The sequence below is a fragment of the Aquabacter spiritensis genome (assembly GCF_004346185.1).
Taxonomy (GTDB): Bacteria; Pseudomonadota; Alphaproteobacteria; order Rhizobiales; family Xanthobacteraceae; genus Aquabacter; species Aquabacter spiritensis.
Window position 1 is genome coordinate 215,944 of sequence record NZ_SMAI01000006.1, and the last position, 20,708, is coordinate 236,651.

The 20,708-nt window shown below is 68.7% G+C and carries 20 protein-coding genes; 1 reads left to right on the plus strand and 19 read right to left on the minus strand.

Annotation, left to right across the window (positions count from 1 at the left end; translation table 11 throughout):
- Window positions 1–18 precede the first annotated feature (18 nt).
- Window positions 19–1,548, plus strand: coding sequence for an RNA polymerase factor sigma-54 (gene rpoN / locus EDC64_RS11840; RefSeq protein ID WP_132031511.1), 1,530 nt, complete (start codon window positions 19–21; stop codon window positions 1,546–1,548).
- A gap of 21 nt (window positions 1,549–1,569) precedes the next feature.
- Here the strand turns inward: rpoN and EDC64_RS11845 are convergent, their stop codons facing one another.
- The 19 genes from EDC64_RS11845 to hisD all read right to left on the minus strand — a co-directional run bounded on the left by EDC64_RS11845 (window position 1,570) and on the right by hisD (window position 20,667).
- Window positions 1,570–3,138: an APC family permease gene (locus EDC64_RS11845; RefSeq protein ID WP_245504666.1), complete on the minus strand. Its 1,569-nt coding sequence runs from the start codon at window positions 3,136–3,138 to the stop codon at window positions 1,570–1,572.
- A 264-nt stretch (window positions 3,139–3,402) separates the two neighbouring features.
- Entirely contained in the window at window positions 3,403–4,728 is a 1,326-nt protein-coding gene (locus tag EDC64_RS11850; RefSeq protein ID WP_132031513.1) for a bifunctional folylpolyglutamate synthase/dihydrofolate synthase, read from the minus strand.
- 24 nt (window positions 4,729–4,752) lie between these two features.
- Complete coding sequence (accD, locus tag EDC64_RS11855; RefSeq protein ID WP_132031515.1) at window positions 4,753–5,646, minus strand: acetyl-CoA carboxylase, carboxyltransferase subunit beta; 894 nt, start codon at window positions 5,644–5,646, stop codon at window positions 4,753–4,755.
- A 230-nt stretch (window positions 5,647–5,876) separates the two neighbouring features.
- Window positions 5,877–6,968 (minus strand): linear amide C-N hydrolase, encoded by a 1,092-nt coding sequence (locus EDC64_RS11860; RefSeq protein WP_132031517.1) that lies wholly within the window; start codon window positions 6,966–6,968, stop codon window positions 5,877–5,879.
- Window positions 6,969–7,067: 99 nt separating this feature from the next.
- Window positions 7,068–7,904, minus strand: a complete 837-nt coding sequence (trpA, locus tag EDC64_RS11865) for a tryptophan synthase subunit alpha (RefSeq protein WP_132031519.1) — start codon at window positions 7,902–7,904, stop codon at window positions 7,068–7,070.
- 111 nt (window positions 7,905–8,015) lie between these two features.
- Window positions 8,016–8,396 (minus strand): hypothetical protein, encoded by a 381-nt coding sequence (locus tag EDC64_RS11870; RefSeq protein ID WP_132031521.1) that lies wholly within the window; start codon window positions 8,394–8,396, stop codon window positions 8,016–8,018.
- Window positions 8,393–9,604 carry a tryptophan synthase subunit beta gene (trpB, locus tag EDC64_RS11875; RefSeq protein WP_132031523.1) on the minus strand — a complete coding sequence of 404 codons (1,212 nt, stop codon included), beginning with the start codon at window positions 9,602–9,604 and terminating at the stop codon, window positions 8,393–8,395. Before trpB ends, EDC64_RS11870 begins: the two co-directional genes overlap by 4 nt.
- Complete coding sequence (locus tag EDC64_RS11880) at window positions 9,601–10,278, minus strand: phosphoribosylanthranilate isomerase (protein WP_132031525.1); 678 nt, start codon at window positions 10,276–10,278, stop codon at window positions 9,601–9,603. The genes trpB and EDC64_RS11880 overlap by 4 nt, the downstream gene beginning before the upstream one ends.
- A gap of 102 nt (window positions 10,279–10,380) precedes the next feature.
- The gene (locus EDC64_RS11885; RefSeq protein ID WP_132031527.1) at window positions 10,381–12,720 is read right to left on the minus strand and encodes an amidase family protein; all 2,340 of its coding nucleotides are present in this window, start codon (window positions 12,718–12,720) and stop codon (window positions 10,381–10,383) included.
- A gap of 122 nt (window positions 12,721–12,842) precedes the next feature.
- Window positions 12,843–13,532, minus strand: coding sequence for a nitrile hydratase subunit alpha (locus EDC64_RS11890; protein WP_132031529.1), 690 nt, complete (start codon window positions 13,530–13,532; stop codon window positions 12,843–12,845).
- Window positions 13,529–13,843: an SH3-like domain-containing protein gene (locus EDC64_RS24040; RefSeq protein ID WP_132031531.1), complete on the minus strand. Its 315-nt coding sequence runs from the start codon at window positions 13,841–13,843 to the stop codon at window positions 13,529–13,531. The genes EDC64_RS11890 and EDC64_RS24040 overlap by 4 nt, the downstream gene beginning before the upstream one ends.
- The gene (locus EDC64_RS24045; protein ID WP_165933734.1) at window positions 13,833–14,153 is read right to left on the minus strand and encodes an SH3-like domain-containing protein; all 321 of its coding nucleotides are present in this window, start codon (window positions 14,151–14,153) and stop codon (window positions 13,833–13,835) included. Before EDC64_RS24045 ends, EDC64_RS24040 begins: the two co-directional genes overlap by 11 nt.
- Window positions 14,154–14,289: 136 nt before the next feature.
- On the minus strand, window positions 14,290–15,699 hold the full coding sequence (locus tag EDC64_RS11905; RefSeq protein ID WP_132031535.1) for an aspartate aminotransferase family protein: 1,410 nt from the start codon (window positions 15,697–15,699) through the stop codon (window positions 14,290–14,292).
- A gap of 22 nt (window positions 15,700–15,721) precedes the next feature.
- Window positions 15,722–17,206, minus strand: coding sequence for an aldehyde dehydrogenase (locus EDC64_RS11910; protein WP_132031537.1), 1,485 nt, complete (start codon window positions 17,204–17,206; stop codon window positions 15,722–15,724).
- A gap of 138 nt (window positions 17,207–17,344) precedes the next feature.
- Complete coding sequence (yacG, locus tag EDC64_RS11915; protein ID WP_132031539.1) at window positions 17,345–17,542, minus strand: DNA gyrase inhibitor YacG; 198 nt, start codon at window positions 17,540–17,542, stop codon at window positions 17,345–17,347.
- Window positions 17,539–18,159 (minus strand): Maf-like protein, encoded by a 621-nt coding sequence (locus EDC64_RS11920; protein ID WP_132031541.1) that lies wholly within the window; start codon window positions 18,157–18,159, stop codon window positions 17,539–17,541. Before EDC64_RS11920 ends, yacG begins: the two co-directional genes overlap by 4 nt.
- 231 nt (window positions 18,160–18,390) lie before the next feature.
- Complete coding sequence (locus EDC64_RS11925) at window positions 18,391–18,864, minus strand: arsenate-mycothiol transferase ArsC (RefSeq protein ID WP_420808956.1); 474 nt, start codon at window positions 18,862–18,864, stop codon at window positions 18,391–18,393.
- Between the two features lies 1 nt (window position 18,865).
- Window positions 18,866–19,363, minus strand: a complete 498-nt coding sequence (locus EDC64_RS11930) for a UPF0262 family protein (RefSeq protein ID WP_132031543.1) — start codon at window positions 19,361–19,363, stop codon at window positions 18,866–18,868.
- Window positions 19,360–20,667, minus strand: coding sequence for a histidinol dehydrogenase (gene hisD / locus EDC64_RS11935; protein WP_132031545.1), 1,308 nt, complete (start codon window positions 20,665–20,667; stop codon window positions 19,360–19,362). Before hisD ends, EDC64_RS11930 begins: the two co-directional genes overlap by 4 nt.
- Window positions 20,668–20,708 lie beyond the last annotated feature (41 nt).

The window sequence follows — 20,708 nt, forward strand, 5'->3', positions numbered from 1 at the left end:
CCCACGGAGGGCCGCCTGATGGGCCTCTCCCCCAAGCTGGAGTTCCGCCAGACGCAGTCGCTGGTGATGACGCCTCAGCTGATGCAGGCGATCAAGCTGCTGCAGCTCTCCAATCTCGAACTCGTCGCCTATGTCGAGGCCGAGCTGGAACGCAATCCTCTGCTCGAGCGGATCGGCGAGGAGACCGAGGCGAGCGCGCGCGAAGAGCCCGCCCTCCCCGCCCCCGAACCCGCGCCCGAGCGTCCGGGGGATTGGGCGGAGACCCCCGTCGAAGCCAGCCGGGCCTCGATGGAAGCCCGGCTCGACACGGACCTCGGCAATGTGTTTCCCGACGATGCCCCGGTCGAACGGCCGGGCGCCGCCGGCCCGCCCTCCGGGTCGACCATGGAATGGGGCGGCGGCGAGCGCGGCGAGGATTATAACCCGGAAGCCTTTCTCGCGAGTCACACCACCCTCGCCGACCATCTCGAAGCCCAGCTCGCCGTGGCCGAGACCGATCCCGCCCGCCGGCTGATCGGCATCAATCTGATCGGACTTATCGACGAAGCGGGCTATTTCACGGGCGAGATCGAGACGGTGGCGGCTCTGCTTGACGCCAGCGTCACCGAGGTCGAATCCGTCCTGCGCCTGATCCAGACCTTCGAGCCGTGCGGCGTCGGGGCGCGCACCCTGTCCGAGTGCCTCGCCATCCAATTGCGCGAGCGCGACCGCTGCGACCCCGCCATGCAGGCCCTGCTCGCCAATCTCGAACTGCTCGCCCGGCACGACCGCAACGGCCTGCGCCGCGTCTGCGGCGTCGACGCGGAAGATCTGGCCGACATGATTTCCGAGATCCGGCGGCTCGATCCCAAGCCCGGCCTGATCTTCGGGACCGGCGTCGTGCACCCCCTCGTCCCCGACGTGTTCGTGCGTCCAGGGTCCGACGGCTCGTGGCTGGTGGAGCTGAATTCCGAGACCTTGCCCCGCGTCCTGGTCAATCAGACCTACCATGCGACGGTCGCCCGCGCGGCCCGGTCGCCGAAGGAAAAGTCCTTCCTCGCGGACTGCCTGCAGAGCGCGAGCTGGCTGACCCGCTCGCTCGACCAGCGCGCCCGCACCATCCTGAAGGTCGCGAGCGAGATCGTGCGGCAGCAGGAGGCTTTCCTCGACCACGGCGTCCGGCACCTGCGCCCGCTCAATCTGCGCACCGTCGCGGACGCCATCGGCATGCACGAATCCACCGTGTCGCGCGTCACCTCCAACAAATACATCTCGACGCCGCGCGGCGTGCTGGAGCTGAAATTCTTCTTCTCCTCCGCGATCGCCGCCTCCGGCGGCGGCGAGGCCCATTCGGCCGAAGCCGTGCGCCACCGCATCAAGGGGCTGATCGAGGCGGAAAGCGCCGACGACATCCTTTCGGACGACACCCTGGTTCAAAAGCTGAAGAGCGACGGGATCGACATCGCCCGTCGGACGGTGGCGAAATATCGCGAGAGCATGAACATCGCCTCCTCGGTACAGCGCCGGCGCGAAAAGCAGGGCGCGCGGACCGAAACCGCCTTGGCCTGAGGCGCCCGGCCCTCCGGGCCGTCAGGCCGCGGCCGGCGCGATATTCGGATCCTCGGCCAAATAGCGTCGATAGGCCTCGCGGCTCAGCGGACGGCGAACCGCGACGACCAGGATCACCAGGGAGAACACCACCAGAAGCGCGGAATCGACGTTGCGCGGAATCACGGCGATGCCGCCATAGGTGCCGAGATAGGACGCAGCGCCGATGCCCGCGCAATAGGGCAGGAGCCACCCGGCCTGCGGCAGGTCGAGGCCCGCAAAGCCGCTTCTTCTGGCTTGAACGACGAAGATGGCCATGCCCAGCAGCAGGCACAGGCCGAGCTGCCAGACCGTTTCCCAGCCGCTCCAATAGATGATCAGGGTCGCGATCACGAACCCCGCGCCGGCGATCAGATGCGCTGCCGGCACGCGGAACGGACGTGGCCGGTCAGGGTCCACGCGGCGCAGGCTCAGCAGCACCACCGGCCCCACCGCGAAGGACAAAGTGATGGCGGCGCCACACAGCTGCACGATCTCCTCGAACGGGATGAACACGAACATCAGGACCGCGACGACGAGATTGAGCAGGAGCGCGGCCACCGGCACACCCCGGTCGGAGAGGGTCGCGATCCGGCTCGGAAAGAAGCCGTTCTCGCCCAGCGCATAAGCGAGCCGGGCATTGGAGCCGACGGCCACCAGCGCGCCACCGCAGGGGCCGACCACCGCCCCGAGATTGATCAGCCGCGCCACCCAGATGAGGCCCAGCGCAGAGGCGACCGCCCCGATCGGTCCGAACGTGCCGGGCAGGTTGAGATGGGACCATCCGTTGATGAGGTCCGTGGGGCGGAGCGCACCGATGAAGGCGAGCTGGAGGCCGCCATAGACGAGAAAGCAGATCACCACCGACAGCAGCAAAGCGGCGGGCACGGTGAAGCCCGGATTGCGGGCCTCGCCCGCAAGGTCGATGGCGTGGCGGAAGCCGATATAGGAGAAGATGATGCCGCCGCTCGATACCGCACCGAGCACGCCGGCGACGCCGTTCGGCGCAAAGCCGCCGGCGGCGGTGAAATTGGCGGGCTCGAAATAGACGAGCAGCATGACGATGACGAACACCGGGATCAGCACCTTCACCCAGGTGATGCCGGTATTGATCCGCGCGAAGAGCTTCACGCCATAATAATTGACCAGGGTGAAGGCGACGATGAGCGCGGTGGCCACCGCGATTCCCAGCCAGGACAGATCGGTGGACCCCGATTGATGCAAAGCGGGGAAGTGCGGTCCGAGATAGCGCAGGGTCGCCTCGACCTCCACGGGGGCCGTGGCGCTGTAGCCCACCCAGGCGCTCCAGCCCATCACCATGGCCACCGTCTTGCCATGGCTGAATTGCGGCAGCCTGCCGAGGCCGCCGGCCACCGGCAGCATGGCGCTCACTTCGGCGAAGCTGAGCGCCAACAGGAACATGGCCACGCCGCCCACCACCCAGGACACCACCGCCGCCGGGCCGGCGAGCTGCGCCGCCTGAAGCGGAGCGAACAGCCAGCCCGAACCGATCACCCCGCTCACGCCGACGAAGGTCAGGCCGACCAGGCCGATTTCCCGCCGCATCTGCATGACTGTCCCCGCCTCTCCCGTCCCGGCCCCCCGGTCATATTGCCGTGCAAGCTATCCGCAGCGCCGCCAATATCGGATGGCATTTTTTGATCGCCTACCACCGATTTTCAGTGGGAAACGTATCGATGCGGGCAGGATCCCGCCGGTCCGCGGAGCCTGGCGTCCGCGCGGTCTCCGCAGAGGCTGATCCCATCAGATTGGATAACATCATCGGCAAGGAATATCGTACCGATCACCTTGCGATGCCGTTTGGTCGGCGGGACTCTAAGCCGGCTGCGCCCCGTTGGCCTCGAGCACCGCGCCGGCGAGATAGAGCGAGCCGCAGATGAGCACGCGGGGCTGCGGCACGAGGGGGAAGGCGGAGAGCCCGTCGAGCGCGCTGCCGACGTCGCGCGCGGTCGAGGCCGAGATGCCCAACGCGGCGGCGGTGGCGGCCAGTTCGTCGCAGGACAGACCCGCATGGTCGCCGGGCACCGGCACCGCGATGACCTCGCGCGCGAGCCCGGCGAACGGGGCGAGAAAGCCGGCCGCATCCTTGGTGCCGAGCATGCCCACGATCAGGACCAGCGGCCGCGCATAGCGCTCTTCCAGCTCGACCAATGCGCCCGCGATCGCGGCACCGCCGGCGGCATTGTGGCCGCCGTCCAGCCAGAGTTCGACGCCGTCCGGCGCGCGGCCTGCGAGCGGCCCGGGCGCGAGGCGCTGCATGCGGGCGGGCCATTCCGCGCCGCGCAGCCCCGCCTCCAGGCTCGCCGCACCGAGGCGCAAAGCGGGCACCGCCCGCAGCGTGGCCAAAGCGAGACCGGCATTGGCGACCTGATGCGCGCCCATCAGACGCGGCGGGGGCAGATCGAGCAGCCCGTCCTCGTCGGAATAGACCAGCCGGCCGCCTTCCTCATGCACATGCCAGTGCTGGCCACGGACGAACAGCGGGGCGCGCTGGCGGGCGGCAGCCCGTTCGATCACCGCCATCGCCTCCGGCACCTGCTCGCCGACGACCACAGGGACGCGGCGCTTGATGATGCCGGCCTTCTCCGCGGCAATGCGCGCGACCGTGGGGCCGAGAAAGTCCACATGGTCGATCGAGACCGGCGTGATCACGCTCGCGAGCGGCGCGTCGACCACGTTCGTCGCATCGAGCCGCCCCCCGAGCCCGACCTCCAGGAGCAGCAGGTCGGCCGGGTGTTCGGCGAACAGCAGGAAGGCCGCGGCGGTCGTGATCTCGAACAGGGTGATCGGCGCGCCGGCATTCGCCGCCTCGGTGCGGTCCAGCGCCTGCGCCAAAGCGGCGTCCTCGACCAGGCGGCCCGCGAGGCGGATCCGTTCGTTGAAGCGCACCAGATGGGGCGAGGTATAGACATGCACCTGCCGGCCGGCCGCCTCCAGCGCGGCGCGCAGGAAGGCGATGGTCGAGCCCTTGCCGTTGGTGCCGGCGACATGCAGGACCGGCGGCAGCCGGCGTTCGGGATGGCCGAGCGCCGCGAGCAGGCGATGCATGCGGTCGAGCGACAGATCGATGCGCTTGGGATGCAGCGCCGAGAGGCGCTCCAGCATCGCGTCGGGTGCGCCGGAGGGTGCGGGAAGCGCCATGGCCCGTCGGTCGGATCCTGCCGGTCAGGCGGTCGCGGGGCGCGGCAGACGCGCCCGCGGCGGCACAGCCGGCGCCTTGACCAGGAGGCGGCACAGGCGCGACAGCGTCTCGCGCATCTGGTGGCGATGCACGACCATGTCGATCATGCCGTGTTCGCGCAGATATTCCGCCCGCTGGAAGCCCTCGGGCAGCTTTTCGCGGATCGTCTGCTCGATCACGCGCGGCCCCGCGAAGCCGACCAACGCCCCCGGCTCGGCGATATGGACGTCGCCCAGCATGGCATAAGAGGCGGTGACGCCGCCGGTGGTGGGATTGGTGAGCACGACGATATAAGGCTGGCGCGCCTCGCGCAGCTCCTGGATCGCAACCGTGGTGCGCGGCATCTGCATCAAAGAGAGGATGCCCTCTTGCATGCGCGCGCCGCCGGAGGCAGCGAAAATGATGAAGGGCGTGCCCTTGCGCGCGGCGGTCTCGAGGCCGGTGACCACCGCCTCGCCGGCCGCCATGCCGAGCGATCCGCCCATGAAATTGAAGTCCTGTACCGCCACCGTCACGGGAAGCCCTTCGAGAAGCCCCGTCGCCACCTTCACCGCGTCCGGCATGCCGGTCTTGGTGCGGGCGTCCTTCAGCCGGTCGGCATAGCGGCGTTCGTCGCGGAATTTCAGCGGATCGGTCGGCACTTCGGGAAGTGCCACCTCGTCATAGGCGGCGTCGTCGAAGGTCGATCTCAGGCGGAGCGCAGCGTCCATGCGCATGTGATAGCCGGAACCCGGAATGACGAAGAGATTGGCCTCCAGATCCTTGTGGAAGACCATCTGACCCGTTTCCGGGCACTTCACCCACAAATTCTCCGGCACCTCGCGGCGGGCCAGAAAATCGCGGATCTTCGGGCGGACGACGTTGGAAATCCAGTTCAAGGAGGATGCTCCGGCTGTGGCGTGCTCCATGTAATGCCGCGCACGCGGTAACGGAAGTGCGGTTCTGCTGCGCCGCGCAAATCCGCGCCCAGATCTGTTTGTCTTTTCGCAGCCATCGGACTTGGGCGCCCATGGTGGCGAAACCGCGGCAAATCCTGATTATTCCCCCGAAAGGGGGATCGCCGCCTGTCTTGCCGACCTGCTCCGCTCGGCCGCGATCCGCCCGCCGGCTACGGCTTGCCGGGCAGGAAAACGAACGGCGCGGCGGGTTCGAACCTGGCCGCGGCATTGCCGGAATAGATCCTTCCGCCCTCCAGGGTGAGCTTCTTCACCGGTGCGCCCGCCGTCAGGTCCAGATCGCCGAGAGGGACCCAGAACGTGTTGGGGCTGGTCGAGGAATCGAAGAAATAGACCTTGTTCTTCTGATCGGCGACGCTGCGCCAGAGGGTCGAGGAGAGGTTCGGCTTGTTCGGCGTGGTGATGCCGAGCGGCACGCTGACGCCGCGCATCACGCTCAGAACGCTGGCCACGGCCTGATTGGCATAGCTCTGCTCGGGGACCGCGGCGATGAAATGCGGGTCGGCGGCCTTGGGAAGCGCTTCGATCAGAAACGAGGCGCGCGCGAATCGGTCGGCGGCGCTGTTCGTCCCGGGCAGGAAGGTCAGCCCGCCGATCTCCTTCCAATAGGCGTTGAGCGCGAGCTGCTGGTCGAAGGTCGGCGAATTCGTCATCACGTCGAACTGCTTGCCGTGATGGATGACGAGCTTGCCGGCGATATATTCGAAGACTGCGGAATCGCCGGTCGCGTCCGAAATTGCAAGGTGGAGCTGCGCGGGCGCCCCGTTCGGAAGCACGGGGGCGACGATCCGGAACGGCTCCTTGGACAGTGCCTCCACCGCTTCCGCGACGGTGGCGAAATTGTCGAGCACATACTGCGCCCATAGCGAGATGGAGAGCGGGGGACGGCCATCCGCCGGGCCATAATCGGATTCGTCGAGATAGAGCATATTCGCCACGAGCCCCATCTCGTTGAGGCCGTCGGCGCTCCCCACGTCATAGCCCGACGTGATCAGGCTGCCGTATTTGGAGACCCATCGGGGGGCATCCGGCCCCGCCGCGCCGTCGCGCGCCATGCCCCTGGGAAATGCCCAGAGGTTGCTGCGCATGTCCTCCGCCCAATCCATGGAGCGGCCGGTGATGACCACGCCCTCCGATCCGGTATAGAGCGCGCGCGTGCAGGCGCCGGCGGGATCGGCGGCTGCGGCAAGGAAAGCACCGGCGGCAACACCGCCGACAAACCGACTGAAACGACCACGGGCCATGGCATCCTCCTCCACATCGGAGAAAGCCTCGCTCGGCCGGCGGCACGACGCCCTGAGATGTATCAAGACGGCGCGGCAGGCTCCGGCCGCGCCAGCGACCTACGCGGCGCCGCGCCGCACGCCGCGGACCGCGTCGGCGAGCTGGCGCACCAGGGTTTCCACGTCGGCGACGGTTCGGGACGTCGCGGCGCCGTTTTCGTCGAGGGAAGCGCGCACCGCCTCCACCAAAGCGGAGCCGACCACGACGCCGTCGGCGCCCTTGGCGATCGCGGCCGCCTGCTCCGGCGTCCGCACGCCGAAGCCGACCGCGACCGGAAGATCGGTGTGCCGCTTGATGCGGGCGACCGCCGCCGAGACCAGATCGGCGTCCGGCGTCGCCGAGCCCGTGATGCCGGTGATCGAGACGTAATAGACGAAGCCCGCGGTCTGGGCGAGCACCGCCGGCAGACGCCCATCGTCGGTGGTCGGGGTCGCGAGGCGGATGAAATCGAGGCCGGCGGCGAGCGCCGGCAGGCAAAGTTCGTCGTCTTCCTCCGGCGGCAGGTCGACGACGATCAGGCCGTCGACGCCCGCCGCCTTGGCGTCGGCGAGGAAGCGCGGCACGCCATAGACGTAGATCGGGTTGAAATAGCCCATCAAAACGATCGGCGTCACCCCGTCCCCGTCCCGGAAGGCCCGCACCAGATCGAGCGTCTTGGCGAGGGTCTGACCGGCCTTGAGCGCGCGCAGCCCGGCCGCCTGGATGGCCGGGCCGTCCGCCATCGGGTCGGTGAACGGGACGCCGAGCTCGATCACGTCCGCCCCCGCCGCCGGCAGCGCCTTCAGGAGCGCGAGCGACGTGGCGAAATCCGGGTCGCCGGCGGTGATGAAGGTGACGAGGCCGGGGCGGCCTGCGGCGGCGAGGTCCGTGAAGCGGGCGCTGATGCGGGTGGTCATGATCCGAAGGTTTCTACCCCTCCCGAACGAGGGGTCGGCCGCGCGGCGGCCGGCGGAGGGAAAGCGGAAACGGCGGGGTGGGAACCGGAACGCGGAGCCGCCTTGCGCGGCTCAGGTGCCGCTGGCGATGGCGCACCGCGCGCTGGTCGCCTTGACGGTGCTGGAAGGGGTCGCCTGCCCCACCGCCTCGGGAAGGATCAGGCGGACCTGGTCGGTGCCGGTGACACCGGGAACGATGGCGTAGAGGGTGGTGCTGGAAGACCCGAGGGATTTGCCTCCGGCGAAGAATTCGCAGCCGACCTTCACCTGCGCCACCGGGCTGGCGCCGCTATTGGTCACGCGCACGGTCACGAACGATCCCGCGGGATCGGTGACCACAGGATCCGCGGCGAGCGTCAGGGTAGCCTGCGCGGGCGCAGCCGTCTGGGCGAGAGCCGGCGCGCCGCCGCCGGCCGCAGCCGCCACAACAAGTCCCAAGACCTTCCAATTCATAGCTGCCCCCCGAGATGGTCCGCCACGGTGAAGATGTCCTTGTCGCCGCGGCCCGACAGATTCATCACCATGAGATGATCCTGGGGCTTTGTCGGCGCGAGTTCCATCACCTTTCCGACCGCATGGGCGCATTCCAGCGCCGGAATGATCCCCTCCAGCTTGGAGAGAAGCTGGAACCCGGCGAGCGCCTCCTGGTCGGTGCAGGGCAGATAGGTCACCCGTCCGACATCGTGGAGATAGGAATGTTCCGGGCCGATGCCGGGATAATCGAGGCCGGCCGAGATCGAATGCGCCTCGGCGATCTGCCCGTCGCCGTCCATCAGCAGATAGGTGCGGTTGCCGTGCAGGACGCCGGGACGCCCGCCGGTGATCGACGCCGCATGCTGACCCGAGGAAATGCCGTGACCGGCCGCCTCGACGCCGAAAATCTCCACTTCCGGATCGTCCAGGAATTCATGAAACAGGCCCATCGCGTTCGAGCCGCCGCCCACCGCCGCGATCAGGCTGTCCGGGCCGCGCCCCTCGGCTTCCAGAAGCTGGGCGCGGGTCTCCTTACCGATGATCGATTGGAAGTCGCGCACCATCGAGGGATAGGGATGGGGGCCGGCGACGGTGCCGATGCAATAGAAGGTGTCGTGGACGTTGGTCACCCAGTCGCGCAGCGCCTCGTTCATCGCGTCCTTCAGGGTGCGCGAGCCGGAGGTGACGGGGATGACCGTCGCGCCCAGCATGTTCATGCGGAACACGTTCGGCTTCTGCCGCTCGACATCCACCGCGCCCATATAGACGACGCACTCAAGCCCGAACCGGGCGCAGAGCGTCGCCGTCGCGACGCCGTGCTGGCCGGCGCCGGTCTCGGCAATGATGCGCTGCTTGCCCATCCGCCGCGCCAGGAGGATCTGCCCGAGCACGTTGTTCACCTTGTGGGAGCCGGTGTGGTTCAGCTCCTCGCGCTTCAGATAGATCTTGGCGCCGCCGAGATGTTCGGTCAGGCGTTCGGCGAAATAAAGCGGCGAGGGCCGGCCGACATAATGGGCGAGATGGAAATCCATCTCGGCCTTGAAGGCCGGATCGACCTTGGCCGCCTCATAGGCCGCCTCCAGCCTGAGGATCAGCGGCATCAGCGTTTCGGCGACGAAACGGCCGCCATGATTGCCGAAATGGCCCCGTTCGTCGGGCCCGGTGCGGAAGGAATTGGGGACAGTCACGTGGCTTGGCCTTCCACCGGAAGCGGGAAACGCGGAGCCGTCCGCGCGGCGCGGACGAAGGCGAGGATCTTTTCCGGCGATTTGATGCCGGGGGCGCTTTCGACGCCCGAGGAGACATCGACCCCGTCGAGCCGCACGCTGGCCAGAGCCTGCGCGACGTTCGCGGGATCGAGTCCCCCGGAAAGCATGATCGGCCGACCGGGGTCAAGGCCGTGCAGCACCTGCCAGTCGAACACCCGCCCGTTTCCCCCCGGCAGCAGCGCCCCGGGATCGGGCTTGGCATCAAACAGGAGGCGGTCGGCGACCGCGGCGAATGCGGGGACCGCTGCGAGATCGGCATGGGTGCGCACCGGCAGCACCTTCATGACCGCGATCCCGAACATTGCGCGGATCGCCGCGACGCGCTCCGGCGTCTCCGCGCCGTGCAGTTGCAAGAGATCAGGGGCGACCGCCTCGACCAGATCGCGGAGCAGCCGATCGTCGGGATCAACGGTCAGAACGACCTTTGCCGCCCTTCCGCCCACGGTCCCGGCCAGCCGCGCCATGTCCGATACGGCGAGATGGCGGGGGCTGCGCGGGAAATGCACGAAGCCGACGAGGTCCGCCCCCGCAGACAGCGCCGCATCGAGCGCGTCTGGCGTGTTCACGCCGCAGATCTTGATGTCGAGGGCCATTCGGGTCATCCGGGGTCGGGGCGCTCTATATACGAGCGCTCCGGCCGCCGACAAAGCGCCGCGACGGTGTGTCTCGCTTCGCCCCTCGCAAGGGCGCGCCGGTCAGCCCGGCACCGCCGCGAAGGCCGGCGGCGGGATGCGGCGACGCGAGGCCGCCTCATAGGCCGAGGCGACCTGGAGCAGCACGTCCTCCCGCCCCGGCTCGGCGCGGAACACCAGCGAGAAAGGCAGGCCCGGCGCCGGGATCTGCGTCGGCACGTCGGACGCCCGCGAGACCCAGCGCGCGCCGTCCGGCAGCAGATCGTGCTCGGGATCGTAGACCGTCGTCACATAGCCCGCGGGCACCAGGGCCTCGGTGAGCCCCGCATTCGGCCCGTCAAAGGATTCCGGCAGCAGGTTCTGGTCGCGCGAGGCATCGAGGCCGACCGCTGTGCGCGGCTGACGCGCGCCGCCGATCTTCGCCGGCGGGAACGGCGTGTGCAGCCGCACCAGGGCATCGAGCCGGTTCTCGTAGAGCACCATCATGTCCGCGCGCCGCAGCACTTCGCGCAGCATGATGCGCTCGTTCACGCCCTGGCGCTGGTCGAAGCGGTTGCGCATGTCGACCACCTCCTCCCAGTTTCGGAACGCGGCGCGCTGGTCGTCGCCCCAGAATTTGGAGCGGGCGTTCAAGGCCGGGAAATCGGTCAGCGTCTCGGTCTGGCCGAGGGCCAGCCAGTCGTCCGCCCGGCGGCCGAGATATTGCGCGATATGGAAGCGGAAGGCGTTGGCGAGCTGCTGCTGCTGCACGCTCATCAAATCAAAATTCTCCGGCGGCGCGATCTTGCCCTCGGCGAGGCCGACGAAATAATCGATCGGCGCCAGGGTGCCGGAGCCGAACACCTTGCCCGGCATGAATTCGGTCGGCACGATCGCGGCGGCGAATTCCGGGAACAAGGGCGAGCCGTCGAGCTTCAGGCGGAACAGGAGTTCCGGCATCAGCACCGGGACGAGACGCGCCAGAGCGGTGCGGAAATCGACCCGCATCGGTTCGATCTCGGGATCGGGGGTCCAGTGGGCATGGGCCGATTCGACGAGATCCGCCCCGAGCCGGCCGCGCAGGATCGCTTTGATCTCGCGGTCGGCCGCTTCCACGATCGGTCGCTCGGTCATCGAACCCGGCGGGATGATCATGGATTCCCGCACGATGCCCAGCCGCAATCCCTGCAAGGCGGGGGGCGCCGTGGCCGCGGCGGCATAAGAGGGCAGGACCGAGGAACGCGGAACGGTGGTGAAGATGTCGCGCGGGTCGTAATAGCCCGCCTTGGGATCGCGCAGCGCGTCCAGCACCTTGGCGCAGTCGAGAATGGTGCGGCAGTGGATGCCCGAACGGTCGACATAGATGTCGGCGCCAATCGCCCCGCCGTCGAAGCCGATCATGGATTTGTGCGGCAGGAGGAGCGCCACCGCATTGTGGTTCGAGGGGCCGCGGCAGGAGGCACGCGTCTCCTCGCCGAGACTCGCCATCACCATGTTCGTGCTCACCGACAGCGCCGAGCCGGAGGAGGAGCCGAGCGAGGCGGAGCGGCTGGTGTCGTAGGGATTGCCCGGCGTGCCGCCCCAGGAGGAGCGCTGATAGCCGAGCACAGAGGGCAGGACCTTGTCGGGCGCGTGACGTCCGCCGGGGTCGCCGGCGCGGCCATTATATTCCGTCATCACCGCCTTGGCGAAGATGATGGCGCCCTTCTTGCGGAGCTGGTCCACCAGCACATGGTCCCGCGCCGGGGCGTCCATGTCGTAGGCCGCATCGCCCCCGCCGGTGGAGCGCATGTCCTTGGTGTCGAAGGCGTCCTTGAAGGAGAAGACGACGCCGTACATGGGCATCGCCGCAAGGTCCGGATCTCGGCCATAAGCGGCGTCGAGGGCGGCCGCCTGTTCCAAGGCGTCGGGATGGTGGCGGAACACCTCGCACATGGGCGGGGCGCCCGGCGGAAGTGGGCCCTTGGAGGGGTGCAGATCGAAATCGCCTTTGCAGGTCACCGACCGTTCGCCGCGGATATTGAGGGTGGCGAGCGCATTCACCTGCCCGGCATCGGGCACCCCGACCACCCACCCATATTGCTGCAGCACCGTCGGATCTGAGGCGGTCGGCTCCATCCGGCCATATTCCAGCGGCGGACCGGCATAGCGCGCGAAGTCCGGCATGAGATCGGCCGCCTTCACGGTCTCGGTCGGAAAGGCGATCGGAGCGCCGCCGCGCACAGCGCCCTGCACCGCCGGGATCGGCGCGCCATCGGGCGTCACGAGGCGCGTGCAGACGCCGTTATAGGCCCGCACCCGCGCGAGATACTGCTCCACGACTGCGACGCAGGTCGTGGCGCCGCTGCGGATGGCGGCATGCAAATCGGCGATCGTCGCCTCTTCCACACGAAAGGTCGGGACATTGGTCGGCGCATGTTCCATGGGGACCTGTTCTTGCTGTTGGCCCTGAGGGCTGGACGGGCCGCGCAGAGCACGGCGGAGCGATCACCGGCCGCGCGCGCAGCCGGACGGCGGGCGGAGACCGGGCGGCCTCCGGACCAGGGTCAGGCGGGGGTTCCAGGAAGCGCCGCGCCGACCAGGCAGTCGCGCGAGATCAAGGCGGCAAGCTCCGCCTCTCCCAGCCCCTCAGTGCCCGGCGGCCGGAGCGGCATGATCATGTAGCGCAGGTCGGCATTGCTGTCGTGAACCCGCACCTCGACCGTCTCGGGGAAATCGAGCCCGAATTCGCGCAGGACCTTGCGCGGCTCGCGCACCGCGCGCGAGCGATACGCCTTGCTGACATACCAGGCCGGCGGCTCGCCGAGCAGCGAGCGCGGATAGCAGGAGCACAAGGTGCAGACGACGAGATTGTGGGTCTGCAGCGTGTTCTCGATCACCGTCAGTTTGGCTTCGGTGACGGCGATGTCGAGTTCGCGCGCGGCGGACTTCGGATCTTCCATCATGCGGGCCTTGAAATCGGGATCGACCCAGGCCCGTGCCACCATGCGGGCGCCCTGGTGGGGCGAGCCGCGATCATTGATCTCCAGCCGGCGCATGATTTCATCGCCGGTCAGCAGCCCGGCCTCGACCAGCATGCCCTTCAGCGCGAGAAACTTGGCCTCGCCGGGGGAGAGCGCGACATCGTCGTCCTCGCGCGTGGGATGCGGCGCATGGCCGTGATCATGCGCGTGGTCATGATCGTGATCGTGATCGTGGTCGTGATCGTGGTCGTGGTCGTGATCGTGCGCGCTCATGGCACGTCTCCTGTCCCTGAAGCCGGCTGAAGCCAATGGCTGTAGATCTCGATGACCAGGGTGTCCTGCGGCGGACCGGCATAATCCTCCCACAGATCGCGCTGCAGGAAGCGGACCCGGTAGAGCGGGATGCGCGCCCCGCCGACGCGGCCATAGGCGCGCTCTTCCGGATTCTCGAAATCCCCGCAGACCTGCTCGATCACGCCGGTCTTGTTGCGGACATAGAAGGGCGTGCGGACATGGCCGGGCTTATCCAGATCGCGGATGCGCACCGGGGCGCCGCAGGCGTAGCGGGCGGGCTCAGCCGACATGGTCGCGCGTGCCCGCGGCCAGGATCGCATCGGTGCGGCGGGCGAGGACGTCCGCCGAGATCAGGCCCTTCTCGTCCAGTAGCCGCGCGATGCAGTCGAGGCGGCGATTGTAGAAGGAGGTCTTCCGATAGGTCTCGGGCGACATTTCCTCGACCGCACGGCGGAATTCGTCGAGGGTGAGGAAGCCCTTGGCCACGAGCACGTTGAACATCGCGATCATGAGCTTTTCCCAATAGAGCTGGGGAACCTCCTCGCGGGGCACCTCGCCCGCCGGCAATCCGCCGACATCGGTGATCAGTCTATCCGCCATCGCAAGGGTCTCCCGGCCGCACCGCCCCACTTTGCCCGTTCCCGGTCGTATCGGCAAATGCCGAACGACGCCATGGGCTTGACGCCGCCTTGCGCGCGGTATCCGGCGCCGCTTGGGCGCGGCGCCGACGCTGGATTCAGGCCGCGACGAGCCAGCCGCGCGCCTGAAGCTCGGCATAGGTCCGGTCGAGGACCCGCACCGCGGTATCGGCGAGCAGGTCGGCTTCGGCGAAGGACAAGGTGAAAGGCGGGGCGAGAATCATGCCGTCGCGCACCGCCCGCATCACCAGCCCTTCGCTGAAGGAAATGTCGCGGCACAACAGCCCGACCGTCCCCTCCTCCTGCGCGAATTTCGCCCGGCGGGCTTTGTCCGGGGTGAGTTCCAGCGCGCCGATCAGGCCCACCATCCGCGCCTCGCCGACGAGCGGATGCTCGGCGAGCTTCAGCCAGCGCGCCTGCAAATAGGGACCGATCTCGGACTTCACCCGCTCGACCAGTTTTTCCCCATGCAGAATGCGCAGATTGGCGAGGGCCGCCGCGCAGCCGCCGGGATGGCCGGAATAGGTGAAGCCGTGGTTGAACTCGCCGCCATGCTCGATGAAGCCCTCGGCCACCCGTGCGCCGACAATGACCCCGCCGAGCGGGAAATAACCCGAGGTCACCCCCTTGGCGAAGGTGATGAGGTCCGGCGCAACGCCCATATATTGGCAGCCGAACCATTCCCCGGTGCGCCCGAAGCCGCAGATCACCTCGTCGGAGACCAGCAGCACGTCCCGCTCGCGGCAGATTTTCTGCACTTCCGGCCAATAGGTGGCGGGCGGGATGACGACGCCGCCAGCGCCCTGGATCGGCTCGCCGATAAAGGCGGCGACATTCTCGGCGCCGGCTTCGTCGATCGCACGGGCAACCTCGCGGGCGGCATGGAGGCCGAACGCCTCGGGCGTCATGTCGCCGCCCTCGGCCCACCAATACGGCTGCTGCACATGGACGATGCCGGGGATCGGCAGGCCGCCTTGGGCGTGCATCGGCTTCATCCCGCCAAGGCTCGCGCCGCCCACGGTCGAGCCGTGATAGGCGTTGCGGCGGGCGATGAAGATGTGCTTTTCCGGCTTGCCCATCGCCGCCCAATAATGCCGCACCATGCGGATGACGGTGTCGACCGCCTCCGAGCCCCCCGAGGTGAAGAAGACGTGGCGCATGCCGGCCGGCGCCACCTCCGCAATCGCCGCGGCCAGCTCGGCGGCGGCGGGATGGGTGGTCTTGAAGAAGGTGTTGTAATAATCGAGCGTCTTCAATTGGTCGGAAATGGCATCGACGATGTCGTGACGCCCGTGCCCGACGCTCGAGCACCACAGGCCCGACATGCCGTCCAGGATCTTGTTGCCCTCGGAATCGAAGATATAGCTCCCGGCCGCGTGGGTGATGACCCGCACGCCCTCCGCGTTCAGCGACTTGGTGTTCGAGAACGGGTGGAGATGGTGCGCGGCGTCGAGATGACGCCAATGGGCGGTGGAGTTGGAAGCCGGGGCGGATGTCACGATAGGCATGCTCCTGGGTTGGCGGCGCGCCTCACAGGCGCGTCCAGACGGTCTTGAGATCGGAATATTTTTCCAGCGCGTGCAGGGACTTGTCGCGGCCGAAGCCGGATTGCTTGACGCCGCCGAACGGCACCGTGATGTCGTCGGCGTCGAAGCAGTTGACGTAGACGACGCCCGCCTTGAAGCGCCGCGCAGCCTTGTGGGCGGCGGCGAGATCGCCGCTCCAGATCGCCGCGCCGAGGCCGTAGACCGTGCCGTTGGCGATCTCGACCGCCTGGTCGAGCCCATCGAAGCCGATCACCGAGAGCACCGGGCCGAAGATTTCATGCTGCGCCAGCGATGAGCGGGGATCGACGTCGTCGAACACGGTCGGTGCGACGAAGGCGCCGCCGCTCTCCGCATGGACGGCGCCGCCGCCGGTGACCAGCCGGGCGCCCTCGGCCTGGCCGCGCGCGACCGCTTCCAGGATCCGCCCCTGATGCTCGCGGCTGACCACCGCGCCGGCGGGCGTTGCCGGGTCGAGCGGATCGCCCGGCATCCAACGGGCGGCGGCCGCGACGACGCGCGCCACCACCGCATCCTTGATCCTGTTGTCGACCAGGAGCCGGGAGCCGGCGGTGCACATCTCGCCCTGATTGAAGAAGATGCCGGCGGCGGCCGCCTCGGCGACCGCGTCGAGGTCCGGCGCATCGGCCGCCACCACGAAGCCGGTCTTGCCGCCGAGTTCGAGCGACACGCGCTTCAGATTGGTGTCGGCCGAGTAGCGCATGAAATAGCGCCCGACCTCGGTGGAGCCGGTAAAGGCGATGGCGTCGACATCCATGTGCCGGCCGAGCGCGGCACCGGCCTCGGCGCCGAGGCCCGGAACCACGTTGAACACGCCGTCCGGGATCCCCGCCTCCTGCGCCAAAGCGGCGAGATGCAGCGCGGTGAGCGGAGATTCCTCGGCCGGCTTCAGCACCACGGAATTGCCCATGGCGAGCGCCGGGGCGAACTTCCAGGCGGCCATGATCATCGGGAAGTTCCAGGGCGTGACGCAGCCGACGACGCCGAGCGGCTCGCGCAGCACCAGGGCCAGCGTGTCGTCGCCGGTCGGCGCCACCTCGCCATAGACCTTGTCGGCCGCCTCGCCGTAATAGGCGATGCAATCGGCCGTGGCGCGCACGTCGATCGCCTTGGCGTCCGAGATCGGCTTGCCCATGTTCAGCGTCTCGGTGAGCGCCAGCGTGTCGCGGTGGGCGCGCACCAGATCGGCGAAGCGCACGAGGATCCGCTTGCGCTCGCTTGGCTTCAGGCCCGCCCAGCGGCGGTCGTCGAACGCGGCGCGCGCCGCCGCCACCGCACGGTCGATATCGGCCGCATCGCAGGCGGCGACCTCGGCGAGCGGGCGGCCGGTCGCAGGATTGACGGCGGTGAAGCGCCGTCCGCTCGCCGCGGCGACGAAGCGCCCGCCGATGAAGGCGTCGGTACGGAAATCCGGCAGCGTGGCCGGGGCCGCGGTCTCGAACTTGGACATGCGCGTCTCCACGCACCCCCGCCCGCGCGCGGCGGACAGAATTCGACGGCGTCACGGCGAAGGTTACGCCATCCATAGCGTGGCGCGGGGCGCCGCGACACCCCCCTCATCGAGGCGGGGCCGGGCCGGAAGCGGGTTTCAGCCCGGCGTCGGCTCGCTCGGCGGCTCGCCGTCCTCGTCCTCGTCCGCAACGACCGGAATGGCATAGGCCCCGGTCAGCCAGCGGTTGAGGTCGACATCGGCGCAGCGCTTGGAGCAGAAGGGACGGTATTTTTCGACCGGAGGCTTGCCGCAGATCGGGCAGCCGCGCGTGGTCTTCTTCGCCGGTGTCTTCATGCCGCCCGCCCGCTCCAGCCGGCCCGCACGGCATATCCCTCGCCGGCTAGCAGCGCGACGGTCTCGGCCAGAGGCAGGCCGACGACGCTGCTATAGGAGCCGATCAGCTTCACGACGAAACTGCCGGCCAAGCCCTGGATGGCGTAGCCCCCGGCCTTGCCGCGCCATTCTCCGGCCGCGAGATAAGCGGACAGGTCCTCGCCCGACAGCCGGCGGAAGCGCAGCCGCGTCTCGACCAGGCGGGTGCGCGCCCGGCCGCGCGGCGAGACCACGCACACCCCGGTGAACACACGGTGCGCGCGGCCCGACAAAAGCCGCAGGCAATGTTCGGCCTCGTCCTGGATCTCGGGCTTGGGCAGAACCCGCCGCCCCACCGCGACGACGGTGTCGGCAGCGAGCACGATCCCTTCGATCCCGGCCTCGCGGGCGCGCCGCGCCACCAATTCCCCCTTCTGGCGCGCGAGCCGCAGCGCAAGCTTGCGCGGCAGTTCGCCCCGCTCCGGGGTCTCGTCGATCTCCGCCGGCATCAGGAGGTCCGGCTCGATGCCGGCCTGGTTGAGCAGCGCGAGACGGCGCGGCGATCCCGACGCCAATACGAGCTTCACCCGATCATCCACGATACGCCTCGCTGCACCGCCGGCGCCGGACCCAGCCCGGTCGACCCGGCCGGCGGCCCCGCCGCGCTCCATTTCCGAAATCCCGCTTTCCCGCGCGGACGCGCCATCCCGCTTCGGGGCCGGCACGCTATCCCAAAAGCCCGCCTTTGCAAGCGCCGGCGGCGGGCCACCGATCAATGTGCGAGAGACGGCATCCCCGGCCGGGTCGTCTCGACCTGACCGGACCAAGCTCTAGCGTGCGGTCTTGAAGCGGGCGCGGATGCGCCGCTCCAGTTCGTCCCGCACCGTCCGATAGGCATCGAGGCGCTGCTCGCGATTGCCGGTTTCGAGCGTAGGATCGGCGGTCGGCCAATATTCCACATCGAGCGCATTGGTCCGGGTCAGCTCCAGCGCCTTGTGGTGCGCATCGGGGGAGAGCGAGATCGCGAGGTCGAAGCCGAGCCCCTCATATTCCTCAAGGTCCGCGACGCTGTGCGGGCGGTGCCGCTTCACGTCGAGGCCCAATTCCTCCATGACCGTGGCGACGAACGGGTCCGGGTCGCCGGCGATGACGCCGGCCGACTGGACATAGACCGAGCGGCCGAACAGATGTTTGGCGATCGCCTCCGCCATGACCGAGCGGACCACGTTCTGCCCGCACATGAACAGCACCGCCTGCGGCCGAACGCTTCGCGCGGGCGCAGGCGCAGGCGGAGCCTCGCTCACCCTAGCCCCTCCAGTGGAGCGCGCAGATCAGCGTGAACAGGCGGCGGGCGGTGTCGAAATCCACCTCGATCTTGTCCTTCAGCCGCTCGCGAAGCAGATCGGATCCTTCGTTGTGGAGCCCGCGCCGCCCCATATCGATCGCCTCGATCTGGGTCGGCGAGGCCGTGCGGATCGCTTGGTAATAGCTCTCGCAGACCAGGAAATAATCTTTCACCACCTTGCGGAAGGGGGTCAGCGAAAGATGGTGCTGAACCACCGCGTCACCGGCTTCGCGGCGCACATCGAGCACCAGGCGGTTCTCGGCGAGCCCGATATGGAGGATGTAAGGCCCCTCCCCCGGATCGTTCACCGGTTCGAAGGCATTGTCTTCGAGGAGATCGTAGATGGCGGTCGCCCGCTCATGCTCGACATCCGCCCCGCCCCGCCCGATCGACGCCTCGTCGAGCGTCACGGCGGACAGACGGCATCCGGGCTTGGCGGTTTCGCGTGGCACGGTCATGCGACCCCCGATCCGGCATTGGAGCGCACCAGAATGGAGCGGCCATGAGCATCGAGCCGTTCGGCCGTGGCGAGCCGCACCGCCGCCGGCCCGAGGGCATGCAGCGCCTCAGGACTGCATTTGAGGATCGAGGTGCGCTTCATGAAGTCCAGCACCCCCAGCCCCGAGGAAAAACGGGCGGACCGGGCCGTCGGCAGGACATGGTTGCTGCCGCCGACATAATCCCCCACCGCCTCCGGCGTGTATGGGCCGATGAAGATCGCCCCGGCGTGGCGCACCCGCGCCGCCAGCGCCTCGGCGTCGGCGCAGTGGATTTCGAGATGTTCGGGGGCGATGCGGTTGGTCAGGTCGAGCGCCTCATCCCAGTCGGAGACCTGGATGATGGCGCCGTGGACGCGCCAGGATTCGGCGGCGATCGCAGCGCGCGGCAGCGTGGTGAGCATATCCGCCACCGCGCGCCCGACCCGCTCGGCGAGATCCGCGCTGTCGGTGATGAGGATCGATTGGGCCGCGGTGTCGTGCTCCGCCTGCGCCAGGAGGTCGGCGGCGATCCAATCGGCATTGGCCGCGCCGTCGGCGAGGATCAGCACCTCGGACGGGCCGGCCACCATGTCGATGCCGACTTTGCCGAACACCTGCCGCTTGGCGGCGGCGACATAGGCGTTGCCGGGACCGACGATCTTGTCGACCGGGGCGATGGTCTGCGTCCCATAGGCGAGCGCGGCCACCGCCTGTGCCCCGCCGACGCGGTAGATTTCATCCACGCCCGCAAGCTGCGCCGCGACCAGAACGAGGGGCGCGATCTCGCCGTCGGGGGCCGGCACGACCATGACGATGCGCGGGACGCCCGCGACCGCCGCCGGGACGGCATTCATCAGCACCGAGGAGGGATAGGCCGCGGTGCCGCCCGGCACATAGAGGCCGACCGCGTCCACCGGCGTCCAGCGATGGCCCAGTTCGACGCCGAGGGCGTCGGTATAGCGGTCGTCCTTCGGCTTCTGGCGGGCGTGATGCGATTCGATGCGGCGTTTGGCGAAGGCGAGCGCCTCCAGGGTTTGCGGCGCGACCGCGTCCTGCGCCGCCGCGATCTCGTCCGCGCTCACTCGTATGCCGCGCGCCGCGAGGTCGACCCGGTCGAAGGTTCGGGACAGGTCGATCAAGGCGGCATCGCCCTCCGCCCGGACCCGCGCGACGATCTCCGCCACCGCGGCGGCGACATCGGCCGCAGCCTCGCGCTTGCTGTCGAGGAAGGCGGCGAAGGCGGCCGGGAAATCGGCGGAGCGGGTGTCGAGACGGATCGGCATGCCGCTTCGATAGAACAGTTGCGGGCAAAGGGGAACGGGCT